A 19,123-nucleotide genomic window follows, 5' to 3' on the forward strand; every position below is an offset into this window, starting at 1 on the left:
TCGCCCTGTGGGATGTGGAGGCGGGCGCTGATCTCGGCGGTGGCGGTGGTGTGTTCGGTGGTCCAGCCGCGTCGTCGGGCGATCTCACCGGTGGCGCGCGACTGCATCGCGGTGGCCCAGGAGATGACGTCCTGCCACCGCGCCGCGACGTCCAGCAGGTCCGCGTCATCGGTATCGGCGACCTCGACACGAGTCAGGGCAGCGACCAGGCTCGCGCCCACCGGCAGGCCGGCGAGTTCTGGCAGCGAGGCCAGATCCGCAGTCTCGGTCCGCCTGGTCGGCCCGTCGACGAGATCGCTCACTGTCGCCTGGGTGCTGCGCCCATGACCCGGCCAGGTCACGGTGGCCGCCGGCAGGGTGCCCTCCCCGTTCAGGGGCTGCGCACTCCAGCACAGCGTGTGGAGCGACGTCGTCGTGTCGGCAGGAGCCGGTGGCAATGCGGCGGCGACGGCGCGCTCGACGAAGGTGGCGTGCCCAGGCGTGATCTCCACCCTGACTCCCTTCGATGATGAAAGCATCTGATCAATGCTCCATAGCTCGAATATATGTTCTGGACGAGGGTCATGCACCCTCGGAATCGAATCTGTGGACAACCTCGTCCGCCGGCTCCCGAGGCGGCCCGCCGGCGTGACCGGATCAGTCCGCCCAGCGACCTGATCCAGCCTCCCGCGCGGGCGCACGAGGAAGCAGACTGGGGCCATGAGCAGAGCACTGATCGTCATCGACGTCCAGGAGTCCTTCCGCGTGCGGCCGCTGTGGGCGGACACCCTCAACCCGGGGGTCGCCGAGCCCGTCAACCGGCTGGTCGACCTCGCCCGCGCGGCCGGCGACCTCGTGGTCTGGGTGCTGCACACCGAGCCGGGGTCGGGCAACCCGTTCGACCCCGCGACCGGTCACGTCCGCCTGTTCGAGGAGCTGGACGAGCCCCGGCCCGGCGAGCCGCTGCTGCACAAGACCTCGCACAACGCGTTCACCACCACCAACCTCCAGCAGATCCTCACCACCCACGGCGTGGGCGAGCTGCGGATCTGCGGCATCCGGGCGGAACAGTGCGTGGAGACCACCACGCGCGTCGCCTCCGACCTCGGCTACGACGTGACGTTCGTCAGCGACGCGACCACGACGGACCCGCTGGGCCGGTTCAGCGCCGCCGACCTCCTGGAGCGCACCGAGACCGTGCTCCGTGACCGGTTCGCGCGCATCGCGACCGTCGCCGAGCTGGCGGCGGAGGACGGCGCGCGCGCCGGCGAGCAGGCCGAGGTGGCAGCATCGACGGCGTGACCACCGTCGTCTTCCTGCTCCTGCCCGGGGTCCACCTGCTCGACCTGGCAGGCCCCGCGCAGGCGTTCTTCACGGCCGGGGACTTCGGCCACCGCTACGACCTGCGGTTTGTCTCCGGGACCCCGGCGCCCGGCACCCCGGCCGACGGCGCGCCGGGCACCCCACCACCCGACGCCGCCGTGGTCGCCTCCGCGCAGGGCCTCCCGCTGGTCGCCGGGACCGACTGGCCGGCGCTCGGCCCGGACGACCTCGTCGTCGTCCCCGGGTGGCGCGTGGGTGGCGACCCGGGCGCCTGGCCGCGTCTGTCCGCGGAGGCGCGCGAGCGGCTCCGCGCCCACCACGCGGCGGGCGGCACGGTGGCCAGCGTGTGCGCGGGCTCGGACGCCCTGGGCCAGGCCGGGCTGCTCGACGGCCGCCGCTGCACCACGCACCACGCCGTCCAGGACGCGCTGGCGGCGCGGCACCCGCGGGCGCACGTGGTCCGCGACGTCCTCTTCACCACCGACGACGGGGTGGTCACCTCCGCGGGCATCGCCAGCGGCATCGACCTCTCGCTGCACCTGCTCGCCGTGCGGCACGGGCCCGCGCTGGCCGCCCGGGTGGCCCGGGAGATGGTCGTGTACGCCCGCCGGAACGGGACGGAGCCGCAGGCCAGCGCGATGCTCCGGCACCGGTCGCACGTCGACGACACGGTCCATCGCGCCCAGGACCACATCGACGAGCACTTCGCGCGGACCCTGCCGCTCGCCGACCTGGCGGCGCGGGCGGGCGTCGCCGAGCGGACGCTGACCAGGGCGTTCACCCGGGCCACCGGCGTGACACCCCTGCGCTACCAGCAGCTGCTGCGGCGCGAGCGCGCCGAGCACCTCATCGGGCAGGGCGCGACGATGGAGTCGGCGGCCCGCACGGTCGGCTTCGAGGACTCGCGCTCGCTGCGCCGGCTGCGGACCGTCACCGACGGGACCGGCGTCAGACCAGCAGGCCGATGACCACCGCGACCACGCCGAGCAGCGGGATCACGCCCTGCTTCAGCGCCGCGCTGCTCTTGCTCGGGTCCGAGACGATCAGCACGAGCGACGCCGCGACCATGGAGCCCGCGCCTGCCAGCACGAGCGCGGTGCCCGCCGCCGTCGACCCGGCCGCCGTCAGCACGATGCCCACCGCCGTGACGATCGCGAGGAACAGGTTGTAGTACCCCTGGTTCAGCGCGAGCGGCTTGGTCACCTCGGCCTCCTCGGCGCTCATCCCGAACGTCGCGAGGGTGCGCTTCTCGGTCCAGGCGAAGGACTCCAGGTAGAAGATGTAGACGTGGATGAGTGCCGCGACGCCCACGAGCACAAGTCCGGCGATCAGCAAGGTGGTGCCCTTCGTTCCCTGGTCCCGGCGCGGGTCGCAGCCGTGATCGGCAGTATGTCAGGGACGGGCGACCCCGTCCTGTTGACGGATAGGTTCGCGTAGACGAAACTTTCTGTCATGTCGCTGCTCACCGTCGGGGAGGCCGCAGAACGCCTGGGGATCTCGCCCCGTCAGGTGCAGCACCTGGTCGCCCAGGGCCACCTCCGTCAGATAGCCCGCGGCGTGGTCGACGAGACCTCCGTGGACCGGGTCGTGGCCGTACGCGGCACCGGGCACGGCCGGGCCTGGGCGGAGCCGACGGCGTGGGGTGCCGTCGCGATCCTGTCCGGAAGCCAGGCGGAGTGGATGGGTGCCAGCCAACGGTCCCGGCTCAGGACGCGGCTGCGGGGGCTCTCGTCTACCCAGCTCGTGGAGCGCGCGCGCAACCGCGCGGTCGCTTTCAGCTACGCGGGGCACCCGGCGAGCCTGCCGCGTCTACGCGGCGAGATCGTCGACACGTCGCCGGCGTCCGCGGCCCTGGGGCTCGCCGCAACAGCGACGGTCGACGGCTACGTCACGGTCGGCGAGCTCGACGCCGTCGTGCACCGGCACGGCCTGGTGCGTGACGACGACGGGCAGGTCACGCTGCGCGCCACCTCCATGGATCTCGCCGTCGTACGTGCCCTCGCCGAGACCGCGGTCACCCTCGCGGCTCTTGATCTCGCCGGGTCGCTCGACTCGCGCGGACGCCACGCGGGGCTCGCCGCCCTCGACCGAGCACTGGAGCGGCTGTGACCGACCGGCCCACCCTCGACGTCGCGACACCTCCGGGCGGGTGGGGCATGCCCTGGCCGAACGTCGCCGAGATCGAGACCGCGCTGCCGCACGAGAGCTGGACCCTCGTCGGGGGCCTGATGACTCAGCTGCACGCCTTTCGTTCCGGCATCGACGTGGTCCGGCCGACGAACGACGTCGACATCGTGCTGCACGTCGAGACGACCCGGGGCGTCGCGGCGACTGCCGCCATGGCGCTGGAGGGTCTCGGCTACGTCCTCACACCCCCGATCGACCCTCGCGAGGGGAGCGCCCACCGTTTCGTTCGTGACGACGCCCAGGTCGACGTCGTCACGACCGCGCCGGACGTCGTCGACGTGCTGGCGGCGGATCACGCCGCACCGAGCGTCACGGAGAAGCTGCGCGGGCACGCGATGGTCGCCGTCGAGGGCGGCACGCAGGCGCTGCGTCGCACGTTCAACGCGCGCCTGACCGTCTCGTCGGAACGCCCGACGACGATCAGCGTGCCGGACGTCTTCGGGGCGATCGTGCTCAAGGCGGCCGCCTACCGGACCGACTCCCGCGATCCTGACCGACATCTGCACGACGCCGCCTCCCTGCTGTGCTGTCTCGAGGACCCCTACGTCGAACGGGAACGGTTCACCGGCTCGGACCGGCAGCGGTTGCAGACCTTGCGGCTGAACCTGCCCGATGACGCGCGCGCCTGGCGCGCTCTGCCTGCGGCGCACCGGCAGAACGGACAGGCCGCACTGCGCATCCTGACGGTGTGACCCTGCGGTCCCCGTGGTCGTGTCGCTGCTCCCCCGGGAATAGCCGGCGCGCCTCGATGGCTCCGGTACGTATGGACTGGGAGATGACGGCGCTGACGCGCGAGCGGCTGTCCGCGGGCGACGTGCGGTCCCGGCCGGGCGCCCTGTGGGCGGTCGTGCTGGCCGGCGCGGCCACGCTGGAGACCGCCGGCGCCCGCCGCCGGGTCCTGTCCGGCGACGCCGTCCTCGTCGACGCCCGGACCGCGCACCGGCTCGTCGCCGACCGCGACACCGACCTGGTGCACGGCGACCTGCGGCCCACGGTCCCGTCCGCGGCGCTGCCGAGTCCGCTGGTCGTCAGCGGTTTCGACCAGCGGCAGCGCGGAGTCGTCGCCCTCGTGACCGCGTGCCCGCTCGACGCGATCTCCAGCCCGGCCCCGTTCGCCGCGAGCTACGCGGGCCTGATCGGCGCGGCGATGACGGCACTGTGGCAGGAGGCCGCGACACCCGCCGGCCGCGCCGGCGGAAGCCTCGGCGCGGGCACCGCCGAGACCGGCGCCGCCGCCGACACCCAGGTCGCCGACGTCGTCGCCGCCCTCGCGGACCGGCCCGGCGAGCCGTGGACCCTCGACCGGATGGCCGCGCTGGTGCACCTGTCGCGCTCCGCGCTGACCGAGCGCTTCCGCCGGGCCACCGGGCACAGCCCCATGCAGATGCTGCGGGAGGTGCGCATGCACCGGGCGCGCACGCTCCTGATCGACCGGTGCCTGCCGGTCACGCGGGTCGCGTTCGAGGTGGGCTACGGGTCGGTCGCGGCGTTCAGCCGGGCGTTCACGTCCGACCACGGCCTCTCGCCGCTGGCGTGGCGGACGGGGCCGGACCAGAAGGCGCCGGACCAGGATGCGCCGTCCGCCGCCTGGACCGGCCCGAACACGAACCAGGCCCAGGTTCCGGTCCAGACCCGGACCCAGGCCACGCCCCGCCAGGCCCGGCCCTGGGTCCCGTCCGCCCCGCTCGGCCCGTCAGCTGCGGGGTACCCGCAGGAACGCCCAGCCGAGTCCCGCCGCGACCGCGGCGGCCGCCCCGACCAGCATCAGCGGCCGGACGCCGTGCCCGTCCAGTAGCACGCCGCCCAGCGACGACCCGGCGGTGATGGCGATCTGGAACGCGGTGACCTGCAAGGACATCGCGGACTCGGCGCGCTCCGGCTCCACCCGCGTGACCCAGAGCTGCGTGATCACCGGCACCATGCTGATCGAGAAGCCCCACAGCACCACCGCGACGGCCAGCACTGGCACCGACGAGGCGAACGCCGTCAGCACGAGGCCCGCGGCCAGCGCGACCGGGGCCGCCGCGGCCAGCGGCCGCAGCCAGCGTGCGAGCACACCGGCGAGCACCGTGCCCACCGTGCCGCCGATGCCCCAGGCCAGCAGCATCCACGTGGTGGCGGCGGGGTCCACCCGCTCGATGGCGATGCGGATGTAGGGGTAGGCGGTGAAGTTGGCGAAGGCCACCAGCACCACGCAGCCGATGCCGGCCATCAGCCGCCCGTTGCGCAGCGCCTCGCGGAGCATCCGCAGGCCGGCGGTCGGGTGCGGCGGCACCGAGGGCAGGCTCAGGCCGAGCACGACGGCGCCGAGCGCGGTGAGCACGGCGACGCCCCCGAACGTCGTCCGCCAGCCGACGGCGTCGCCCACCACGGAGGCCAGCGGGATGCCGACGACCGTCGCGATGCTGGTGCCGAACGCCAGGGCGGACGAGACCACGTGGTCCCTGCCGGGCACGGCCCGGGTGCCCGCGCCGAAGGCGAACGACCAGTAGCCGGCGAGCGCGATGCCGAGCAGGAGCCGGCCGAGCAGCAGCACGGCGAAGCTGGGCGCGAGGGCGACCGCGAGGTTGGACACCGCCGCCGCCACGAGGAGCGCGACCAGCACGGTGCGCCGGTCGGCCCGGGGGAGCAGCACCGCGATGCTCGGCGCGGTGAGGGCCCCGGCGACGGCCGTCGCCGCCACGGCCAGGCCGGCCGTTCCCTCGCTCACGCCGACGTCTGCCGCCAGCGCGGGCAGCACGCTCGCCGGCAGGAACTCGCTGAGGACCACCATCGCGATCCCGAAGGAGAGGGCCACGACGGGCGTCCAGGTCGGGTTGCCCGACGGCGGGGCCGCAGCGGCGTCGCGCTGCGTGGTGGTGGTTGTGCTCATGGGCACCACCCTGGCCGCCCGCGCCGCCCGCCGGTTGATCGTGCGGCGGGCGCTGTTGACCGGACGGCGGGACTACTCGACCTCGGCCGGGCGACGGCCCGCACGGTCGTGGCGCCAGGCGCGGACGCCCGCGACGACCGACGCCGCGATCACCACGCCCGCCACGACGTACGCGATGGGCCGCACCGACGGGTCGGAGGCCGCGTAGTAGCCGAGCACCGTGATGAGCACGCCCCAGCTCACCGCCCCGAAGATGTTCGCGGTGAGGAACCGCAGGTAGGACATCCCGCCGATGCCCGCGATGACCGGCACGAACACGCGCGCCCACGGCATGTACCGGCCGATCACCACGGACCACCAGCCGAACAGCTCGTAGAACCGCTCCGTGCGCACCACGGTCGCCTGCACCCAGCGGCCCTTGCGCGTGCTCAGGTACGGCCGCCCGTACCTCCGGCCGAGCAGGAACGCGACCTGGTCCCCCGCCACCGCGGCGACGCCGACGCCGATGGCGAGCACCCAGATGTCGATCCGGTCGGTGCTCCCGGCCACGATCCCCGCGCCGAACAGCAGCCCGTCCCCGGTGAGGAACGGGATGAAGACGCCGACGAAGAACGCCGTGCCGACGAACACCAGGCCCCAGACGACCAGGTAGAAGGCGAGGGGGCCGAGCACGTCGAGCCAGCCTGCGACGTCGTCCGAGACGGCGGTCCTGATCATCGAGGGCGTCCTCCGGAGCCGTGGGGGAGCGTTGGTGAGGACAGCCTAAGCTCCGCCGCCGTCCGCGGGGACCGCGGGCCGGGTGGACCTAGGCCCCGGGCCGGTCCACCACCCGGGACATCACCAGCGCCGTGCGCGTCTTGACCACGTGGGTGACGGTCCGGATGCGCTCCACGGTGCGCTCGATCTCCTCCATGCTCGTGGCCATGACGTGCACGATCGCGTCGGCGTCGCCGGTCACGGTCGAGACGCGCACCACCTCGGGGATGGGTGCGAAGTCGCGCTCCAGCACCTTGGGTGACACGATCCCGGAGCAGAAGATCTCGACGTAGCCCTCCAGGATCCAGCCCATCGCCTGCGGGTCCACGCGCACGGTGAAGCCGGCGATCTCCCCGCGGGCGAGCATGAGGTCGACCCGGCGCTTCACGGCGGGCGCCGAGAGGCCCACCACGCTGCCGACCTCCTGGTACGTGGCACGCCCGTCGCGAAGCAGCTCGCCGACGATTGCCCGGTTCACGGCATCCATGAACGAATCGTTCAATACTCGCTGCGATTGCGCAAGAATCCGCGCCTGGATACGCAACGGATGCCCGCCTGTTGTGAATCGGTGCGGCCTTAATCTCGCGCCATGACGCAGACCACCGCGCAGCGGACCGCCACGCCGCGGCACTACCTCATGTGCCCGCCCACGTACTTCGACGTCGTCTACGCCATCAACCCGTGGATGGACCCGTCGTCTCCTGTCGACACCGCCAAGGCTCTCGCCCAGTGGGAGGCCCTGCGTGACGCCTACGAGGCGCGCGGTCACAAGGTCGACATCATCGAACCCGAGCCCGGCCTGCCCGACATGGTCTACGCCGCCAACGGCGGCATCGTCGTGGGCGGACGGGCGCTCGCCGCCCGCTTCACCTACCCGGAGCGCGCGGCCGAGGGCCCGGCGTACGACCGCTGGTTCGGCACGCCCGCCGCGGACGGCTACCGCCGCCTCGGCGAGTCGGCCGAGATCATGGAGGGCGAGGGCGACCTGCTGACGATCGGCAAGCTGCTGCTCGCCGGAACCGGCTTCCGCACCACGCCCGCCGGCCACTCCGAGGTGGCCGAGCGGCTGGAGCTCGCCGCGCAGGGTATGGAGCTTGTCCCGCTGGAGCTCGTGGACCCGCGCTACTACCACCTCGACACGGCCCTCTCCGTGCTCGACGACGGCGCCGTCTCCGGCGAGACCGTCGTGGCCTACCACCCCGAGGCGTTCAGCCCGGCCGCGCAGGAGACGCTGCGCACCCTGTTCCCCGACGCGATCCTGGTCGGCGCCGACGACGCCGCCGTCCTGGGCCTGAACGTCGTGTCCGACGGGCTGAACGTGTTCCTCAGCGACCGCGCCCGCGACTACGCCGACGCGCTCAAGGAGCGCGGCTTCGTGCCCGTGGGCATCGACCTGTCCGAGATCTTCAAGGGCGGCGGCTCGGTCAAGTGCTGCACGCTTGAGCTGCGCCCCGCCACCACCGAGGAGACCCGATGACCACCGTCCCGTACCTCGACGTCGCCGCCACCGCCCGCTGGGTCGCCCGCCGCGGCCCGGAGGCCGCCATCGCCGCGCTGACCGACGCCCTGGACCGCGACTTCGCGCGCTGGCCCGAGCTCGACAAGCGCCCGCGCATCGCGTCGCACTCCCCGGAGGGTGTCATCGAGCTGATGCCCACCTCCGACGCCGAGACCTACGGCTTCAAGCTGGTCAACGGCCACCCGCTCAACCCGGCCAACGGCTTCCAGACGGTCACCGCGATCGGCATGCTGGCCGACGTCGGCAACGGCTACCCGACGTTCCTCGCGGAGATGACGCTGCTCACGGCGCTGCGCACGGCCGCGACGTCGGCCCTGGCCGCGCGCTACCTGGCGCCCGCGAACTCACGGACGCTCGCCCTGATCGGCTGCGGCTCGCAGGCCGAGTTCCAGGCGCTCGGCATGCGCGCCGAGCTCGGCATCGAGACGCTGCGGGTCTTCGACGTCGACCGCGACGCGATGGAGAAGCTGGCGAAGCACGCCAAGGCGCTCGGCTTCGACGTCGTCCTGGCCGACGACGCCGCCGACGCGGTGCGCGGCGCCGACGTCATCACGACGTGCACCGCGGACAAGCAGAACGCGACCGTGCTGCACGACGCCGACGTGACCGGCGGCGTGTTCATCAACGCGATCGGCGGCGACTGCCCGGGCAAGACCGAGCTGGACCCTGCGATCGTGGCGCGCGCCAGCGTGTTCGTCGAGCTCCCGGAGCAGACCCGCATCGAGGGCGAGATCCAGCGCCAGGCCGCAGACTTCCCGGTGACCGAGCTGTGGCAGGTCGTCACGGGCGCCGCGCAGGGCCGCCGGAGCGAGGACGAGCTCATCGTCTGGGACTCCGTCGGCTTCGCCGTGGAGGACTGGACCGCCCTGAAGTTCGTGCTGGAGGACGTGACGGCGAACGCGCCGGAGCTGCTGCAGCACCTGGACCTCATCGCGGAGCCGGAGAACCCGAAGGACCTGTTCTCCCTGGTCGCGGAGGCCTGACCCAGCCCCGTTGAGTGCGGGCTATCTGTTGTTCTCGGGGCCTCCGAGCAACAAATAGCCCGCACTCAGCGGTTTCAGAGGAGTTCGGGGCGGAGGTCCGGCTCCGACTCGAAGGCGTGGAACGGGTGGGTCGGGTTCGTCAGGCGGTGGTGGCCCAGGCGGAGCAGATCCTGGTCGACGCCGCCCGGGGTGAGCATGAGCATCCAGTCGGCCGCCATGTCGTACAGCTCGGGCTCCAGGTAGCCGATCTTCACCACGACGACGTCGGTGCCCCGCGGGTCCAGCCCGATCGTCGTGAAGTCGCTCTCCAGGTGGTACGGCTTGCGGCGCTCCGTGAGGATCACGCGCAGCCCGCCCACGCGCACGACGGCGACGATGCCGGCGTCGGGGTCGCCCTCGCTCACGTGCTCCACCACGCCCGTCAGGCGGACCGGCCCGTGCGGGCCGTCGTCGACCCGGGCGCCGGCTTCGACGTCGACCGCCGCGCCCGGTCCGTCCGCGGCGAAGGCCGCGGCCACCGTGCGTGCGGCCTCGGCGTCGGGCAGGGAGGCGTAGATCGCGGTGGCCCCGCCCTCCTCGGGCGCGGCGGCGAAAGCCGGCTCCGCCAGGAGCCGCGCGAGCGTCCAGGTGACGTCGCCCGCGCCGCCCGCGGTCGGGTTGTCGCCCGAGTCGGACAGGAAGTACGGCCGCGCCCCGCTCGCCAGGGCGGTGGCCACGCACTGGTCGTACGGGGCGGCGGGGGCGACGAACGCGAAGTCGTCGCGCGCGTCCCAGTACTGCCGGGCGAGCTGCTCGGCCTCGCGCACGATCACCTCCTCGTCGTCGCCCGTGACGACGACGGCGGCCCGGCAGCTCGGCTCGTCGGCCCACGCGTACCCGACCCAGAGCGCGGCGTCGAGCACGCCGGGCAGGTCGGCCACGCGGGCGACGTCGGCGTAGACGGACGCCGCGGGCTCGATGCGGGTGCTGGTTTTCTCGCCGGGCAGCAGCACCGGCACCTGGACCCACGCCTTCTTGGGCGCGCCTCCGGACCGGAGCCGCGCGAGCAGGTTCGCGGCGGCGCGCTCGCGGGTCTCCCAGGCGTCCTCGTGCGGGGCCATGCGGTAGCAGGTGATCAGGTCGGAGGCCTGGGCCAGCTCGCGCGGCACGTTGCCGTGCAGGTCCATGGTGGTGCTGATCAGCTTCCCGGGGCCGACGACGGCGCGCACCGCCGCCGCGAGGTCGGACTCGGCGTCGTCGCGGCCCACCACGGTCATGGCGCCGTGGATGTCGAGCAGCAGGCCGTCGTACGGCCCGTGCTCCGCCTGCTGGTCGCGCAGGGTCGCGACGATCTCGTCGCGCACCGACTCGTAGACCTCGGCGGGCACGGCGCCGCCCGGCAGCGACCGGGCGTGCAGCACGCCGGTCCACTCGGCGGCGTCGCGCAGGGGAGCGCCGTCGGCGAGGAACGGGTAGTGCTTCACCAGCTCGTCGCCGCGGCGCAGGGTGAAGGCCTCCCACCCGGAGCGGTGCGGGGAGAACGTGCTGGACTCGATCGACATGCCGGCGATCGCGACCCGCGGGCGGGGGTTGGTCATCGTGGTCCTTCCGACGCTGTTGTGGACGACGCTGTGGAGGGGGCAGAGGGCTGCGGGGTGGCCAGGGCGTGCGGCACGAGCGCGTCCTCCAGCAGGCGGCCCACGCCCACGAGGTTCGCGTCGGCGCCCAGGCCGGACGGCGCGATCACGAGGTCGCGGGTCATCAGGGGGTGGGCGCCCTCGTAGATCTGGCTGCGGATCGCCGAGACGAACGGCTCCAGCGTGGAGAGCGCGCCGCCCAGGTACACGGCGCCGGGGTTGAAGAAGTTGACCACCGTGCACAGCGCCGCGCCGAGATGCCGGCCCGCGGTCCGGGTCAGCGTGGTCGCGACGGGTTCGGCGTCGCGCACCAGGGCGAGGACGTCGGCGGTCCCCTCGACGTCGTACCCCTGCTCGTTGAGCAGCCGCACCAGGGCGGCGCCGGAGGCCACCGTCTCCAGGCAGCCGCGGTTGCCGCAGGTGCAGGGGGTGTCGCCGCCGGCGGGGATGCGGGTGTGCGTGATGTCGCCGGCCGCGCCGCCCGCGCCCCGGTAGAGGCGGTCGTCGACCAGGATCCCGGCCCCGATCGCGCTGCCCGCCTTGACGGAGACGGAGTGCCGCGTGCGCCGGGCGTGCCCGAAGTGCTCGCCGACGGCCATCGCGTTGGCGTCGTTCTCGACCACGGCGGGCACGCCGAGCGCGTCCTCCAGCCAGGAGCCGACGTCGAACCCCGACCAGCCCGGCATGCGCGACGGGCTGTCCAGGGCGCGCTGGGCGACGTCGACGGGGCCCGGCAGGGAGATGCCGACGCCGAGCAGGCGGCCGCCGTCGGGCGCGGCGCCGGCGAGCTCGCGCAGCGCGGCCGTGACCTGCGTCAGGACCGGCTCGGGGCCGTCCGCGATCGCTAGGGCGACCTCCGTGGTCGTGGCGAGCTCGCCGCCGTGCCGCAGGATGCCGAGCCGGGCGTGCGTGCCGCCCACGTCGACCACGCCGAGGTAGCCGGTGCTGCCGGGCACGCGCAGGGCGCGGGGACGCCGTCCGCCGCTGGACTCGCCCTCGCCGGTCTCCTCCAGGGCGCCCGCGGCGAGCATCGCCTGCACCCGTTGCGAGACGGTGGACGGCGCGATGCCGAGCGACTCGGCGATCTCCTTGCGGGAGCGGGCGCGGCCGCTGGACACGAGCACGAGGATCTCCCGCTCGAGCCGCGGGGCGGCGGCTCGGGGACGCGTGGGCTGGGGCACGGGCCTCCTCCAGGCTGGGTGCGAACGCTGATGCGGTGCAGAACTTATTTCGATGAGTGGAACAAGTTCCGGGCAAGAGTCTGCACCACGTTGCCGCTGATCCGGGCAGGCCTGCCTTTTTGCAGCGCCGAATTAACAGTCTTGTTACGGCTTTCGCATAGATCCGGGAAACTTAGTACGTCTACGGTGCTCCATTATTCGGCTGGCGAAACAAGTACGTCGTCAGCCCCGCAGACCAAGGAGACCCAGATGCGCACCACGCATGCCGGACGGGCCGCACGGCTGGCCGTCGGCGCGGCCGCCGCCGTCGCCCTCCTCGCCGGATGCTCGACGTCCTCCGGTGCGGACACGTCCGCCGCCCGAACCGACGTGAACTACGCCCTGCCCGCCAACGCGACCCCCAACTGGATCGTGCCGCTGGGCATCGCGGGCAAGCTCGCCACCCACAACTCCGCCATCATGCGCACCCTCTGGGAGCCGCTCGTGGCCTACGACGGCTCCGAGGGCGAGGTGGGGCGCGTGGCCAGCGCCGATCTCGCCGACGAGATCACCTTCTCCGACGACTCCCGCACCGTGACGATCACCCTCGATGACGACCGCACCTGGAGCGACGGCGAGCCCGTCACCTCGGCGGACGTGAAGTTCTGGTTCGACCTCGTCAAGGCCAACACGGACGTGTGGGCCAGCTACTCCGAGGGCCGCATGCCCGACAACGTCACCGAGGTGGCCACGCCCGACGAGAAGACCGTCGAGCTCACCTTCGACAAGGTCTACAACCCGGAGTGGCTGCAGGCCTCCCAGCTCACGCTCGTGGTGCCGCTGCCGGCCCACGCCTGGGCCAAGACCGCCGACGACGAGGAGCCCGACCCCGCGCTCGCCGAGACGGAGAAGGGCGCCAAGGCGATCTTCGACTACCTCGTGACGCAGAGCGAGGACCTGGGTACCTACGAGTCCAACCCGCTGTGGCAGACCATCAACGGCCCGTACTCCCTGACCGGGTTCACGGACAGCGGCCAGGTCGAGCTGACGAAGAACGCGAAGTACGACGGCGACGACGCCGCCTCGATCGACACCGTCAACCTGCTGCCGTACACGTCCACCGACGCCGAGGTGAACGCGGTGCGGTCCGGCGCCGTCGACTACGGGTACATCCCCACGACCGGCCTGGACGCACCCGAGCAGTACGAGTCGCTCGGCTACGCCGTCGAGCCGTGGGCGGGCTGGTCCATCACCTACCTGCCGTACAACTTCAACCACCCCGAGCTCGGTCCGGTCTACCGCCAGCTCTACGTGCGCCAGGCGCTGCAGCACCTCGTGGACCAGGAGCAGATCTCCGACGTCATCTGGAAGGGCGCCGCGCTGCCCGGCTACGGCCCCGTGCCGCAGAACCCCGAGAGCGACTTCCTCTCCGAGGAGCAGAAGGACAACCCGTACCCGTTCGACCCCGAGGCGGCGGCCGCGCTGCTGGCCGACCACGGCTGGACCGCGGGCTCCGACGGCGTGCTGGAGTGCACGAAGCCGGGCGACGGCGACGACGAGTGCGGCAAGGACGTCGAGAAGGGCCAGAAGCTGGCGATCACGATCCTGACGCAGAGCGGCTCGGCCGAGACCGACAACATGTTCGCCGAGATCAAGTCGACCTTCGACCAGGCCGGCGTCTCCGTCACCATCGAGTCGGCGCCGCTGAACACGGTGCTGTCCTCCATCGCCCCGTGCACCGCCGACCAGGCGGACTGCGACTGGGAGCTGCCGTTCTTCGGCACCGCCGGAAGCTGGTACTTCGGCGGCTACCCGAGCGGCGAGCGCGTGTTCGGCACGGGCGCCGCGTCGAACTTCGGCTCCTACTCGGACGACGAGCTCGACACCCTCATGCACGACTCCACCGAGAGCACCGACGCCTCCGTCATGCAGGCGTACTCGAAGTTCGGCGCCGAGAACCTGCCGGTCATGTGGCTGCCGAACCCCGTCTACCAGGTCTCCGTGATCAAGGACGGGCTGGAGGGCACCACGCAGGACCCGCTCGCCAGCTTCCACCCGCAGCGCTGGAGCTGGGCCGGCTGACATGACGACAGCCATCCCCGCGCAGAGCGGGGCCGTCGAAGCCGGAGTCGCCGCGCCCCCGCCCACCCGGGCGGCCCGCGGCGGCTTCGGCCGCTTCCTGATCCGCCGCGTGCTCCAGGCGCTCGCCGTGATCCTCGTGGTCAGCGTGATCGTGTTCGCGCTGCTGCACGCGCTGCCGGGCGGTCCCGCCCGCGGCGTCCTCGGCCAGCAGGCCACGCCCGAGCAGATCGCGGCCTTCGAGGCCGCCAACGGCCTGGACCAGCCCGTGGTGCTCCAGTACCTCTCGTTCCTGGGGCGCTCGCTGACGGGCGACCTCGGCGAGTCGTACCTGCTCAACCAGTCGGTCTCCGACGCGATCGCGCTGCGGCTGCCCAAGACACTGCTGCTGACCGGGCTCTCGCTGGTCGTCGCGGTGCTGATCGCCGTCCCGGCCGGCATCTACCAGGCCGTGCGCCGCAACCGCGCCGTCGACTACTGGCTGTCCACGCTGGCGATCGTCGCCTACTCGACGCCCACGTTCTTCCTCGGGATGCTCCTGATCCTGCTGCTCAGCCAGAACGCCGGGCTGTTCCCTGCGGCGGCGCCGCAGGGCACCGGGATCGCCGAGGTGCTGGCGCAGCCCGCCGGGCTGGTGCTGCCCGTGCTCACGGGCGCCGTGCCGATCGTGGCGACGTTCAGCCGCTACATGCGGTCCTCGACCCTCGACAACCTGGGCGAGGACTACGTGCGCACCGCCCGCGCCAAGGGCACCGCCTACCGGCGCGTCGTGCTGCGGCACGTGCTGCGCAACTCGCTCACGCCGGTCGTCGCGATGCTCGGCTACTACCTTCCCGTCATGTTCGGCGGCGCGCTCGTCGTGGAGCAGCTCTTCAACTACCCCGGCATGGGCCTGCTGTTCTGGAGCGCCGCGCAGAGCAGCGACTTCCCGGTGCTGCTGGGCTGCGTGCTGGTCATCTCGGTCGCCACCGTCGTCGGCTCGCTGCTGGCCGACCTGCTCCAGGCCCTCCTGGACCCGCGCACCCGAGGAGGCCTGCGATGACGGGGCTGCGGAGGTTCGCCCGCAACCGGCTCGCGATGGTGGGCGCCGTGGCGCTCGCGGTGCTGGTGCTGTTCGTGCTCATCGGCCCGCTCGTGTACCCCACCGAGCAGGTGGCGACCGACCTCGGCGCCGCCAACCTGCCGCCCGGCGTCGACGGGCACCCGCTCGGCACCGACGCCCTCGGCTACGACAACCTGGGCCGGCTCATGGTGGCCGGCCGGGTGTCGCTCCTGGTCGGCGTGCTGGCCGGAGCGCTCGCGACTGTGGTCGGCACCCTCTGGGGCGCCGTCGCCGGCTACGTGGGCGGCGTCGTGGACGCCGTCATGATGCGCGTGGTCGACGCCGGCATCGCGATCCCCGCGATCTTCCTGCTGCTGGTGCTCTCGACCATCGTGCGGCCGACGGTCGGCATGATGATCGTGGTGCTGGGTCTGGTGTCGTGGCTGGTCCCGGCCCGGCTCATCCGCGCGGAGGCCCTGTCGGTCCGCACGCGTGACTACGTGGTGGCGGCCCGCGCGATGGGCGCCACGCACCGCCGCACCGTGCTGACCCACGTCATCCCCAACACCGTGGGCACCGTCGTCGTCAACGCGACCTTCCAGGTGGCCGACGCCATCCTGCTCGTCGCCTACATCAGCTTTCTCGGGATGGGCGTCCAGCCGCCCACGACCGACTGGGGCGCCATGCTCAACGACGGCATCAACTACATCTACCAGGGCGCGTGGTGGCTCATCCTGCCGCCGGGCCTCGCGATCGTGATCGTGGTCTGCGCCCTGAACTTCGTGGGCGACGGGCTGCGGGACGTCGTCGACGTGAAGGGGAGGACCGCATGAGCGACGTCGTCCTGCGCATCGCGGACCTGAGCGTCACCTTCTCCACCGACTCCGGGGAGGTGGAGGCGGTGCGCGGCATCGACCTGGAGGTCCGCCGCGGCCGGGTGGTGGCGCTGGTGGGCGAGTCCGGCTCCGGCAAGAGTGTGACCTCGCTGTCCGTCCTGGGCCTCCTGCCCGGGACGGCGCGCGTCACGGGATCGGTGGAGCTGGCCGACGGCGACGGCCAGCGCGACGTCGTCACCACGCCCGAGGAGCAGCTCGTGGACCTGCGCGGACGCGTGGCGTCCATGGTGTTCCAGGAGCCGATGACGGCGCTCAACCCGACCATGACCCTCGGTGACCAGGTCGCCGAGGCGGTGCTGAACCACGAGCGCGTGCCGCGCGCCGTCGCCCGCGAGCGGGCGGTCGAGCTGCTGCGGTCGGTGGGCATCCCCGAGCCGGAGCGGCGGGCTGGGCAGTACCCGCACGAGCTGTCCGGCGGGCAGCGGCAGCGCGTGGTCATCGCGATCGCGCTGGCCTGCGAGCCCCGGCTGATCGTCGCGGACGAGCCGACCACGGCGCTCGACGTGACGGTGCAGGCCGGGATCCTCGACCTGCTGCGCGAGCTGGTGGCGCAGCACGACACGGCGCTGCTGCTGGTCACGCACAACATGGGCGTGGTGGCCGACCTGGCCGACGAGGTGGCCGTGATGAGCGGCGGCCGGATCGTGGAGCACGGGCCGGTGGAGCAGGTGCTGCTCGCTCCCGAGCACGAGTACACGCGGGCGCTGCTGGACGCGGTGCCGGCTGCGCCGCCGGCGAGCGTGGTTGCCGTGGGTGCCGGTTCGGTCGACGCTGGTTCTGCCGGGGCGGCTTCGGTCGGCGCGGCAGCGTCTCCGGCCGGGCGGTCGGCCGAAGGACCGGCCGACGACCGCGAGGTCGTGCTCGACCTGCGCGGCGTCAGCCTCGACTACCGGGTGCAGGGCCGCCACGTGCGCGCCGTCGAGCGCCTCGACCTGACCGTGCGCGCGGGCGAGATGCTGGGCCTGGTCGGCGAGTCCGGCTCGGGCAAGTCGACGGCGGGCAGGGCCTGCCTGGGCCTGCTCGCGCCGTCCGAGGGCGAGGTGCTGCTGCTCGGGACGTCCGTCGCCCGGGCGCGCGGCCGGGCGCGCCGGCGCCTGCTGGCCGACGTCGGCGTCGTGTTCCAGGACCCGGGCGGGTCGCTCGACCCACGCCGGCTGGTGGGCGAGTCGATCGCGGAGCCGCTGGCGATCCACGGCCGGGACGGGCGGCGGCTGTCCCCGGCCGAGAAGCGGGCGCGGGTGCGGGAGCTGCTGGACGCCGTCCGGCTGCCGGCGGGCGCCGAGCGGCGCTACCCGCACGAGTTCTCCGGCGGGCAGCGGCAGCGCATCGGGCTCGCCCGCGCGCTCGCGCTGCGCCCCCGCCTGCTCGTGGCCGACGAGCCGACGAGCGCGCTGGACGTGTCCGTGCAGGCCGAGGTGCTGCAGGTGCTGCGCGACCTGCACGCGGAGCTGGGGTTCGGCTGCCTGTTCATCAGCCACGACCTGGGCGTGGTGCACGAGCTGACCGACCGCGTGGCCGTGCTGCGCTCGGGCCGTCTCGTGGAGAGCGGCGCGACGGCGGAGGTGTTCAGCGCGCCCCGCGAGCTGTACACCGCGGAGCTGCTGGCCTCGGTGCCGACGCCGGACCCGGTGGCGCAGCGGGAACGGCGCGCGGCGCGGCTGCGGCTGGCCTCCGCCGAGGACGTCGCCCCTGCCGCCGGTGCCGCCCGATGACGAACCGGCCCACGGCCGGCGTCGACATCGGGGGCACCAAGATCAAGGCCGCCGTCGTCACGCCCGACGGCGAGGTGCTCGCCTCCGCGACCGCGCCCACGCCGTCGGGCGGCGCGGCGATGCTCGACGTCGCGGCCGACCTGGTGGCGCGAGCGACGGCGTCGGCGGGCGTGCCGGTGGCCGCCGTCGGGGTCGGGGCGGCGGGCGTCGTCGACCCGGTGACGGGCGAGGTGCTCGCGGCCAGCGACTCCTTCGTGGACTGGGTGGGCACGAACCTGCGCTCCGGGCTCGCCGCCCGGACCGGGCTGCCGGTGACCGTCGCCAACGATGTCGACTCGTTCCTCGTGGGCGAGGCGACCTGGGGCGCCGTCCGCGGCGTCCGGTCGGCCGCGGGTATCGCGCTCGGGACCGGCGTCGGGGGAGCGCTGTGGCTGGACGGCGCGCTGTACCGCGGCGCGGGCGCGGCCGGGGAGATCGGGCACATGCCCGGGTTCGGCGACGCGCGGTGCACCTGCGGGCAGCGGGGGCACCTGGAGACGCTCGCGTCCGGGCGGTCGGTGGAGCGGCGGTACGCGGAGGTGGCCGGGGCGGGCTCGGCCGCGGCGGACGGCGGTGGACCGGACGGCGGGGGGCCGGGCGGCGTCGGCGCCGCGGAGATCGAGGCCCGCGCGCGGGCCGGGGACGAGGCGGCGCTCCGGGTGCTCGCCGACGCCGGCCACGCGGTCGGGTCGGCGGTGCTGGTGCTGGCGGCGCTGCTCGACGTCGGGCACGTGGTGGTGGGCGGTGGGCTGACCCACGCCTGGGACCTGCTCGAACCCGCGATCCGGGCCCGGCTGGACGGCGAGCCACCGGTCTCGGGGCACTCGGTCGAGGTCCGGCGTGCCGTCCTGGGCGGCGATGCAACGGTGGTGGGCGCGGCGGCGCTCGCCCGGCCCTAGCGGGCGGCGCACATGACATCGGTCCGTTGCGTTGAGATCGGTCCAGCGATGGACCGATCTC

Annotated in this window: 19 protein-coding genes; 12 read left to right on the forward strand and 7 right to left on the reverse strand. The window is 73.4% G+C overall.

What is annotated here, in order from left to right; all coding sequences use genetic code 11:
* Window positions 1-491 (reverse strand): hypothetical protein (locus tag ACFWEJ_RS15295; RefSeq protein ID WP_377230060.1); only part of this gene is annotated, 491 nt, incomplete at its 3' end.
* Between the two features lie 208 nt (window positions 492-699).
* Here ACFWEJ_RS15295 and ACFWEJ_RS15300 point away from each other — a divergent pair.
* Window positions 700-1,281: a cysteine hydrolase family protein gene (locus ACFWEJ_RS15300; RefSeq protein WP_377230061.1), complete on the forward strand. Its 582-nt coding sequence runs from the start codon at window positions 700-702 to the stop codon at window positions 1,279-1,281.
* Entirely contained in the window at window positions 1,278-2,270 is a 993-nt protein-coding gene (locus tag ACFWEJ_RS15305) for a GlxA family transcriptional regulator (RefSeq protein WP_377230062.1), read from the forward strand. Before ACFWEJ_RS15300 ends, ACFWEJ_RS15305 begins: the two co-directional genes overlap by 4 nt.
* Here the strand turns inward: ACFWEJ_RS15305 and ACFWEJ_RS15310 are convergent.
* Window positions 2,251-2,637 carry a DUF1304 domain-containing protein gene (locus ACFWEJ_RS15310; protein WP_377230063.1) on the reverse strand — a complete coding sequence of 129 codons (387 nt, stop codon included), beginning with the start codon at window positions 2,635-2,637 and terminating at the stop codon, window positions 2,251-2,253. The two genes, ACFWEJ_RS15305 and ACFWEJ_RS15310, sit on opposite strands and share 20 nt — an antisense overlap.
* 117 nt (window positions 2,638-2,754) lie before the next feature.
* Here ACFWEJ_RS15310 and ACFWEJ_RS15315 point away from each other — a divergent pair, with 117 nt between their 5' ends.
* The 3 genes from ACFWEJ_RS15315 (at window position 2,755) to ACFWEJ_RS15325 (ending at window position 5,284) form a co-directional block, all read left to right on the forward strand.
* Window positions 2,755-3,411 carry a helix-turn-helix domain-containing protein gene (locus ACFWEJ_RS15315; protein WP_377230064.1) on the forward strand — a complete coding sequence of 219 codons (657 nt, stop codon included), beginning with the start codon at window positions 2,755-2,757 and terminating at the stop codon, window positions 3,409-3,411.
* Window positions 3,408-4,181, forward strand: coding sequence for a hypothetical protein (locus tag ACFWEJ_RS15320; RefSeq protein WP_377230065.1), 774 nt, complete (start codon window positions 3,408-3,410; stop codon window positions 4,179-4,181). Before ACFWEJ_RS15315 ends, ACFWEJ_RS15320 begins: the two co-directional genes overlap by 4 nt.
* An 83-nt stretch (window positions 4,182-4,264) precedes the next feature.
* Window positions 4,265-5,284 (forward strand): helix-turn-helix domain-containing protein, encoded by a 1,020-nt coding sequence (locus ACFWEJ_RS15325; protein ID WP_377230066.1) that lies wholly within the window; start codon window positions 4,265-4,267, stop codon window positions 5,282-5,284.
* On the opposite strand, the gene ACFWEJ_RS15330 is transcribed toward ACFWEJ_RS15325, so the two are convergent.
* From ACFWEJ_RS15330 to ACFWEJ_RS15340, 3 genes are all read right to left on the reverse strand, one after another.
* Complete coding sequence (locus ACFWEJ_RS15330; protein WP_377230067.1) at window positions 5,183-6,361, reverse strand: MFS transporter; 1,179 nt, start codon at window positions 6,359-6,361, stop codon at window positions 5,183-5,185. The two genes, ACFWEJ_RS15325 and ACFWEJ_RS15330, sit on opposite strands and share 102 nt — an antisense overlap.
* Before the next feature lie 72 nt (window positions 6,362-6,433).
* Entirely contained in the window at window positions 6,434-7,078 is a 645-nt protein-coding gene (locus ACFWEJ_RS15335) for a DedA family protein (protein WP_377230068.1), read from the reverse strand.
* 88 nt (window positions 7,079-7,166) lie between these two features.
* Window positions 7,167-7,604, reverse strand: a complete 438-nt coding sequence (locus ACFWEJ_RS15340; protein WP_285102503.1) for an Lrp/AsnC family transcriptional regulator — start codon at window positions 7,602-7,604, stop codon at window positions 7,167-7,169.
* Window positions 7,605-7,706: 102 nt separating this feature from the next.
* Here ACFWEJ_RS15340 and ddaH point away from each other — a divergent pair, with 102 nt between their 5' ends.
* Window positions 7,707-8,594, forward strand: a complete 888-nt coding sequence (gene ddaH / locus ACFWEJ_RS15345; protein WP_377230069.1) for a dimethylargininase — start codon at window positions 7,707-7,709, stop codon at window positions 8,592-8,594.
* Window positions 8,591-9,619 (forward strand): ornithine cyclodeaminase, encoded by a 1,029-nt coding sequence (locus tag ACFWEJ_RS15350; RefSeq protein ID WP_377230070.1) that lies wholly within the window; start codon window positions 8,591-8,593, stop codon window positions 9,617-9,619. Before ddaH ends, ACFWEJ_RS15350 begins: the two co-directional genes overlap by 4 nt.
* Before the next feature lie 74 nt (window positions 9,620-9,693).
* Here the strand turns inward: ACFWEJ_RS15350 and ACFWEJ_RS15355 are convergent, their stop codons facing one another.
* Together ACFWEJ_RS15355 and ACFWEJ_RS15360 are read right to left on the reverse strand one after the other, a co-directional pair.
* Entirely contained in the window at window positions 9,694-11,196 is a 1,503-nt protein-coding gene (locus ACFWEJ_RS15355) for a M81 family metallopeptidase (RefSeq protein ID WP_377230071.1), read from the reverse strand.
* On the reverse strand, window positions 11,193-12,416 hold the full coding sequence (locus ACFWEJ_RS15360; RefSeq protein ID WP_377230072.1) for an ROK family protein: 1,224 nt from the start codon (window positions 12,414-12,416) through the stop codon (window positions 11,193-11,195). Before ACFWEJ_RS15360 ends, ACFWEJ_RS15355 begins: the two co-directional genes overlap by 4 nt.
* A gap of 249 nt (window positions 12,417-12,665) precedes the next feature.
* Here ACFWEJ_RS15360 and ACFWEJ_RS15365 point away from each other — a divergent pair, with 249 nt between their 5' ends.
* Genes ACFWEJ_RS15365 through ACFWEJ_RS15385 form a run of 5 tightly spaced genes read left to right on the forward strand, consistent with a single transcriptional unit; the run spans window position 12,666 to window position 19,062 of the window.
* Entirely contained in the window at window positions 12,666-14,477 is a 1,812-nt protein-coding gene (locus tag ACFWEJ_RS15365; protein WP_377230073.1) for a peptide ABC transporter substrate-binding protein, read from the forward strand.
* A gap of 1 nt (window position 14,478) precedes the next feature.
* Window positions 14,479-15,516, forward strand: coding sequence for an ABC transporter permease (locus ACFWEJ_RS15370; RefSeq protein ID WP_377230074.1), 1,038 nt, complete (start codon window positions 14,479-14,481; stop codon window positions 15,514-15,516).
* Window positions 15,513-16,349 carry an ABC transporter permease gene (locus ACFWEJ_RS15375; protein ID WP_377230075.1) on the forward strand — a complete coding sequence of 279 codons (837 nt, stop codon included), beginning with the start codon at window positions 15,513-15,515 and terminating at the stop codon, window positions 16,347-16,349. The genes ACFWEJ_RS15370 and ACFWEJ_RS15375 overlap by 4 nt, the downstream gene beginning before the upstream one ends.
* Window positions 16,346-18,124, forward strand: coding sequence for a dipeptide ABC transporter ATP-binding protein (locus tag ACFWEJ_RS15380; RefSeq protein WP_377230076.1), 1,779 nt, complete (start codon window positions 16,346-16,348; stop codon window positions 18,122-18,124). Before ACFWEJ_RS15375 ends, ACFWEJ_RS15380 begins: the two co-directional genes overlap by 4 nt.
* Window positions 18,121-19,062 (forward strand): ROK family protein, encoded by a 942-nt coding sequence (locus ACFWEJ_RS15385; protein ID WP_377230077.1) that lies wholly within the window; start codon window positions 18,121-18,123, stop codon window positions 19,060-19,062. The genes ACFWEJ_RS15380 and ACFWEJ_RS15385 overlap by 4 nt, the downstream gene beginning before the upstream one ends.
* The last annotated feature ends 61 nt before the right edge of the window (window positions 19,063-19,123 follow it).

The sequence above is a fragment of the Promicromonospora sp. NPDC060204 genome, assembly GCF_042728455.1.
In the GTDB taxonomy this organism is placed as follows: domain Bacteria; phylum Actinomycetota; class Actinomycetes; order Actinomycetales; family Cellulomonadaceae; genus Promicromonospora.

Excerpts from the sequence above, each read along its gene's own strand:
- ACFWEJ_RS15300 (WP_377230061.1), top strand. The coding sequence starts at position 700 with ATGAGCAGAGCACTGATCGTCATCGACGTCCAGGAGTCCTTCCGCGTG.
- ACFWEJ_RS15315 (WP_377230064.1), top strand. The coding sequence starts at position 2,755 with ATGTCGCTGCTCACCGTCGGGGAGGCCGCAGAACGCCTGGGGATCTCG.
- ACFWEJ_RS15325 (WP_377230066.1), top strand. The coding sequence starts at position 4,265 with ATGACGGCGCTGACGCGCGAGCGGCTGTCCGCGGGCGACGTGCGGTCC.
- ACFWEJ_RS15330 (WP_377230067.1), bottom strand. The coding sequence starts at position 6,361 with ATGAGCACAACCACCACCACGCAGCGCGACGCCGCTGCGGCCCCGCCG.
- ACFWEJ_RS15335 (WP_377230068.1), bottom strand. The coding sequence starts at position 7,078 with ATGATCAGGACCGCCGTCTCGGACGACGTCGCAGGCTGGCTCGACGTG.
- ACFWEJ_RS15340 (WP_285102503.1), bottom strand. The coding sequence starts at position 7,604 with ATGGATGCCGTGAACCGGGCAATCGTCGGCGAGCTGCTTCGCGACGGG.
- ddaH (WP_377230069.1), top strand. The coding sequence starts at position 7,707 with ATGACGCAGACCACCGCGCAGCGGACCGCCACGCCGCGGCACTACCTC.
- ACFWEJ_RS15350 (WP_377230070.1), top strand. The coding sequence starts at position 8,591 with ATGACCACCGTCCCGTACCTCGACGTCGCCGCCACCGCCCGCTGGGTC.
- ACFWEJ_RS15355 (WP_377230071.1), bottom strand. The coding sequence starts at position 11,196 with ATGACCAACCCCCGCCCGCGGGTCGCGATCGCCGGCATGTCGATCGAG.
- ACFWEJ_RS15365 (WP_377230073.1), top strand. The coding sequence starts at position 12,666 with ATGCGCACCACGCATGCCGGACGGGCCGCACGGCTGGCCGTCGGCGCG.
- ACFWEJ_RS15370 (WP_377230074.1), top strand. The coding sequence starts at position 14,479 with ATGACGACAGCCATCCCCGCGCAGAGCGGGGCCGTCGAAGCCGGAGTC.
- ACFWEJ_RS15375 (WP_377230075.1), top strand. The coding sequence starts at position 15,513 with ATGACGGGGCTGCGGAGGTTCGCCCGCAACCGGCTCGCGATGGTGGGC.
- ACFWEJ_RS15380 (WP_377230076.1), top strand. The coding sequence starts at position 16,346 with ATGAGCGACGTCGTCCTGCGCATCGCGGACCTGAGCGTCACCTTCTCC.
- ACFWEJ_RS15385 (WP_377230077.1), top strand. The coding sequence starts at position 18,121 with ATGACGAACCGGCCCACGGCCGGCGTCGACATCGGGGGCACCAAGATC.